At 64.5% G+C, this 5217-nt stretch carries 5 protein-coding genes and 1 tRNA gene; all 6 read right to left on the bottom strand.

Annotated elements, in window-relative coordinates; all coding sequences use genetic code 11:
• Positions 1-118 precede the first annotated feature (118 nt).
• The 6 genes from fusA to IEX93_RS11190 all read right to left on the bottom strand — a co-directional run bounded on the left by fusA (position 119) and on the right by IEX93_RS11190 (position 4978).
• Positions 119-2194 (bottom strand): elongation factor G, encoded by a 2076-nt coding sequence (gene fusA / locus IEX93_RS11215; protein WP_188848269.1) that lies wholly within the window; start codon positions 2192-2194, stop codon positions 119-121.
• A 3-nt stretch (positions 2195-2197) separates the two neighbouring features.
• Positions 2198-2668 carry a 30S ribosomal protein S7 gene (gene rpsG, locus IEX93_RS11210; protein ID WP_188848268.1) on the bottom strand — a complete coding sequence of 157 codons (471 nt, stop codon included), beginning with the start codon at positions 2666-2668 and terminating at the stop codon, positions 2198-2200.
• Between the two features lie 7 nt (positions 2669-2675).
• Positions 2676-3083 carry a 30S ribosomal protein S12 gene (rpsL, locus tag IEX93_RS11205; protein WP_443098641.1) on the bottom strand — a complete coding sequence of 136 codons (408 nt, stop codon included), beginning with the start codon at positions 3081-3083 and terminating at the stop codon, positions 2676-2678.
• A 185-nt stretch (positions 3084-3268) separates the two neighbouring features.
• Positions 3269-3343, bottom strand: a tRNA-Thr gene (locus tag IEX93_RS11200).
• A 40-nt stretch (positions 3344-3383) separates the two neighbouring features.
• Complete coding sequence (locus tag IEX93_RS11195) at positions 3384-4499, bottom strand: ABC transporter permease (RefSeq protein WP_188848267.1); 1116 nt, start codon at positions 4497-4499, stop codon at positions 3384-3386.
• Between the two features lie 56 nt (positions 4500-4555).
• Positions 4556-4978, bottom strand: coding sequence for a 3D domain-containing protein (locus IEX93_RS11190; RefSeq protein WP_188848266.1), 423 nt, complete (start codon positions 4976-4978; stop codon positions 4556-4558).
• Positions 4979-5217: the final 239 nt, after the last annotated feature.

Below are 5217 nucleotides of genomic sequence, written 5' to 3'. Positions count from 1 at the left end.
CACGTGCCCAATCGTCCCCACGTTCACGTGAGGCTTCGTCCGTACAAACTCGCCCTTCGCCATCTTCGCCCTCCTCGCAAGAAGGGGGTGGGCCTAAAAAGGCCCACCCGACCCGAAGCTACTGACCCTTGATGAGCTTCTCCTGGATCTGCTTGGGAACCTCCTGGTAGTGGTCAAAGAACATGACGAAGGAGCCCCGCCCCTGGGTCTTGGAGCGCAGATCCGTGGCGTAGCCGAACATCTCCGCCAAGGGCACAAAGGCCCGGATCACCTGGGCGTTGCCCCGGGGCTCCATCCCCAGGATCTGGCCCCGGCGGGCGTTCAGGTCGCCGATGACATCCCCCATGTACTCCTCGGGGGTGGTGACCTCCACCCGCATGATGGGCTCGAGGATCACCGGATCCCCCTTCTGCACCGCCTCCTTGATGGCCATGGAGCCGGCGATCTTGAAGGCCATCTCCGAGGAGTCCACCTCGTGGTAGGAGCCGTCGTAGAGGGTGACCTTGATGTCCACCACGGGGAAGCCGATGAGGGGGCCGGACTGCATGGCCTCCTCAATGCCCTTCTGGACGGCGGGGATGTACTCTTTGGGGATCACGCCGCCCACGATGGCGTTGACGAACTCAAAGCCCGAACCCCGGGGCAAAGGCTCGGCCTTGATCTTCACATGGCCGTACTGGCCCCGGCCGCCGGTCTGGCGGATGAACTTGCCCTCCACGTCCACCGGCTTGGTGATGGTCTCCCGGTAGGCCACCTGGGGCTTGCCCACGTTGGCGTCCACCTTGAACTCCCGCTTGAGCCGGTCCACGATGATCTCCAGGTGGAGCTCGCCCATCCCGGAGATGATGGTCTGGCCGGTCTCGGGGTGGGTGGAGACGCGGAAGGTGGGGTCCTCCTCCGCCAGGCGGGCCAAGGCCTGGGAGAGCTTCTCTTGGTCGGCCTTGGTCTTGGGCTCAATGGCCACGTCAATCACGGGCTCGGGCACCTCTATGGACTCCAGGATCACCCGGGGCGCGTTCTCGCCCACCAGGGTGTCCCCGGTGATGGTCTCCTTGAGGCCCACCACGGCGCCCAGGTCCCCCGCCTTGAGCTCCTCCACCTCCTCCCGGTGGTTGGCGTGCATGCGAAGGAGCCGGGCCACCCGCTCCTTGCGGCCCTTGGTGGTGTTGTAGACGTAGGAGCCCGAGGTGATGGTGCCGGAGTAGACGCGGATGAAGGTCAAGCGGCCCACATAGGGGTCGGCCATGATTTTGAAGGCCAAGGCCGCCAAGGGGGCTTCGGGGTCGGGGTGGATCTCCACCACCTCGCCCTCAGGGGTGGTGCCCCGGATGGGGGGGATGTCCAAGGGGGAGGGCAGGTAGTCCACCACCGCGTCCAGAAGGAGTTGCACCCCCTTGTTCTTCAGGGCGGAGCCCAGGAAAACCGGGGTGATCTGGATCCCGATGGTGCCCTTGCGGATGGCCGCCACCAGCTCTTCCTCGGTGGGCTCCTCGCCCTCCAGGTACTTCAGCATGATGTTCTCGTCAAAGTCGGCGGCCACCTCAATGAGCTTCTCGTGGTACTCCCGGGCCTGGGGGAGGTACTCTTCGGGGATGGGGATCTCGCGGATGTCCGTGCCCAGATCGTTGCCGTAGGTATAGGCCTTCATCCGGAGGACGTCAATGATCCCCGAGAAGGTGTCCTCCCGGCCGATGGGAAGTTGCATCACCACCGGGCGGGCCCCCAGGCGCTCCTGCATGGTGCGGATCACGAGCCAGAGGTCCGCCCCCGTCTTGTCCATCTTGTTGGCGAAGGCGATGCGGGGAACCTTGTACTTGTCGGCCTGGCGCCAGACGGTTTCGGACTGGGGCTCCACCCCTTGGCTGGAGTCAAAGACCACGATGGCCCCGTCCAAAACCCGCATGGAGCGCTCCACCTCAATGGTGAAGTCCACGTGGCCCGGGGTGTCAATAATGTTGATGCGGTGGTCCTTCCAGAAGCAGGTGGTCACGGCGGCGGTGATGGTGATGCCCCGCTCCCGCTCCTGCTCCATGAAGTCCATGGTGGCCGCGCCCTCGTGGACCTCCCCGATCTTGTGGATCTTACCGGTGTAGTAGAGGATGCGCTCCGTGGTGGTGGTCTTGCCGGCGTCAATGTGGGCGGCGATACCGATGTTCCGGAGCCGCTTTAGATCGTACTCAACCTTGACCGCCATGGCTCACCACCGGTAATGGGCGAAGGCCCGGTTGGCCTCGGCCATCCGCTCCACGTCTTCCTTCTTTTTCACCGCCCCGCCCTTGCCCTCGGCGGCGTCCATGAGCTCGTGGGCGATGCGCACCGCAGCGCCCCGCTCAGGCCTTTGGTTGGCCGCCTGGACCAACCAACGGAGGGCCAAGGACTGCTGCCTCCGGGGAGAGACCTCCATGGGGACCTGGTAGTTGGCCCCGCCCACGCGGCGGGAACGTACCTCCATCTTGGGCTTCACGTTCTCCACCGCCTGCTTAAAGACCTTGAGAGGCTCCTGCCCGGTCTTCTCCTGGATAATGCGGCAGGCCTCGTAGAAGATGCGGGCGGCCAGGTTCTTCTTCCCGTCCCGCATGATCTTGTTGATGAAGGCCGTCACCACCACGTCCCCGTAGACCAGGTCGGGCTCCAGCTGGCGTACCTCTGCTCTCCTTCGCCGTCCCATAGTTCACCTACTTCTTGGCCGCGCCCTTGGCCGCTTCCTTGGGCTTCTTGGTGCCGTACTTGGAGCGGCTCTTCTTGCGGTCCTTCACCCCGGCGGCGTCGTAGACCCCACGCACGATGTGGTAGCGCACGCCCGGCAGGTCCTTCACACGGCCACCCCGGATCAGGACCACAGAGTGCTCCTGAAGGTTGTGCCCCTCGCCGGGGATGTAGGCGGTGACCTCGTAGCCCGAAGAAAGGCGCACCTTGGCCACCTTCCGGAGAGCGGAGTTGGGCTTCTTGGGGGTCACCGTGCGGACCACCGTGCACACCCCCCGGCGGAAGGGGGCCCCCTTCAAAGCCGGCACCTTGCTCTTCTTGCGGACCTTCTCGCGGCCCTTTCGGACTAGCTGGTTGATCGTCGGCAGTGCCACCACTCCCTTCTTCTTGGACTTGCCCCCGCGTTCTCAAGATCCGCCCGGGGGAAACCCCCGGTCTTGCCCGCACAGGGCACCACCCTCAGGACCAGGGGCTGGCCCTGAGGGCCCTCAACTTGCCTAGTGTACATGGTCCTTTAGCTTTTGGCAAGCGCAAATATAAACCCCCCGGCCCGGGGGGTTTTTGGAGCCGGTGGCCGGATTTGAACCGGCGGCCTACCGCTTACGAGGCGGTTGCTCTACCGCTGAGCTACACCGGCCCGCCCCCAAAAGTTTAGGGCATGGGGGCTTTTCGCGCAACTACCGGAGGACCACGCCGGGCTTCACCCTAAAGGCCCGGGAGAGGGGAAGCAAGGAAGCGAGGAGAACAGCCAAAAGGCTCGCCCCGCTCACCCAGAGGAAGTCGCCCAGGCGCATGGCCACGGGCAGGTGGGTGAGGAAGTAAAGCTCCCCGGGCAGGGTCAAGGGGCGCTGGGCCAGGTAGAGGCAGAGAAGGTAGCCCAGAAGGTTGCCCAAGGCCACGCCCCCCACCCCTAGGATCACCCCCTCCAGGGCGAAAACCAGGCCCACGGTGAGCCTCGAGGCTCCCATGGCCCGGAGGAGGGCGATCTCCGGGGTCTTCTCCACCACCTTGAGCACCAAGAGGTTGGCCACCCCCAAGGCGGCCACGGCCACGATCAGGAAGATGAGGATGCCCAGGACCTCCTTCTGCAGGGCAAGCTGCTCTAAGAGGGTGCGCTGGGTGTCCTGCCAGGCCTGGGGGAAAAAGCTCGTCCCCGCCAAAGCCTCCCCCACCTCCTTGGCCCGCCAGGGGTCCTTTAGGCGCACCTGGTAGCCCTGGGCCCTCAAGCCGGAAAGCCTTTCCACGGTTCCCAGATCCACGAAGGCGTAACCCGAGTCCAGAAGGTAGTTTCCCGTGCGGAAACTCCCCAAAACCCTCAGCTCCACCCGCTCCTGGGTAGCGGAAAGGGCGTAGAGCTTGTCCCCCACGAAAGCCCCTAAGGCGTGCATCAGGGCTGAGCCCAGGTAGATCCCCCCCGGCGCAAGGCTTAAGCCCAGCTCCGGGTAGAGGGCCTCCCCTCCCTCTCCCAGGCCTACCAGGGTGGCGAAGTCCACCCCCGGCCCCCTCCCCCCTTCCGCCGGTCGGGTGAGGAGGGCCTTGGTGGCGGCGAAGGGGGCCTTGGCCACCACCTCGGGGTGGTCGGGCAGGGGAGGGAGTTTGTCTTCCAGGCTGAACAGCACCAGGTGAGGGTAGGCCTTGAGGGTGGCCCGCACGAGGCCGTCCACGAAGCCGTTGGTGAGGGAGAGGGCCACGAGGAGCACCGCCACCCCCACGCCCACGCCCGAAAGGGCCAGGCCGCTTTGCAGGGGGCGGCGGCGGAGATGGGCCCAGGCCAGGAAGAGGGCGAAGCGCACCCTTATAGGATAGAGCGCATCCCCCTCGCCTCGGTACCTTCCCCCCTAGAAGGGGGTTATTCCGGGTACGCCACCACCTCCAGCTGAAGGATCCTCCGGCCAAACTTCAGGGCCAGGGCCCGGTCGGGAAGCCACACGTCTAGCTTCTTGGTCCAACGGGCGTTCATCACGTCGGCCACCACGAAGATCCGGTCGCGAAAGAGGTAGTCAAACTGGCCCTTTCCCCTTCCGTAAATGGAACCCAGGTCCTTGAGGCGCACTTTGGTGCCGAAGGGGAGGATCTTTAGAAGGTCCCGGCTCACCGCCAGCACCCCCAGGCGGGTGCGCATCCCCGTGGCGGTGATGAAGGGCGTGGCGTCGGTCTCCCGGAAGCTGGAGGTGTAGGCGCTGGCCTCGAGGGTGAGGACCAGCTTTTGCGATTGGGCCAAAGCTCCCGCCGAGGCGAAAGCCACGAAGAACGCTATCAGGAACCGACCCATAGCGTCTACCGAGTATGGACACCAACCCGTGAATCCCCTTAAAGGCGGGGCTTCCGCTCCTCACAAAACCCCTTTGATCCCCTTCCAAAAAAGAGAAGCCCCGGCAGCAAGGGGGTTTTCTGCCGGGTAAAGGGTGAGAAAACGCTTAAACCAACTTAATTTTTCCTCATTTAAGCCCCCCTTTCGGATATTCACCCGCATATCCATTGACACGCCAATAAAGAAGGGGGCTTGGGTAA

This window comes from Thermus composti, from assembly GCF_014647535.1.
GTDB lineage: Bacteria > Deinococcota > Deinococci > Deinococcales > Thermaceae > Thermus > Thermus composti.
Note: the sequence above shows the minus strand (reverse complement) of the source record. Positions and strands in the feature narration are given on the sequence as shown.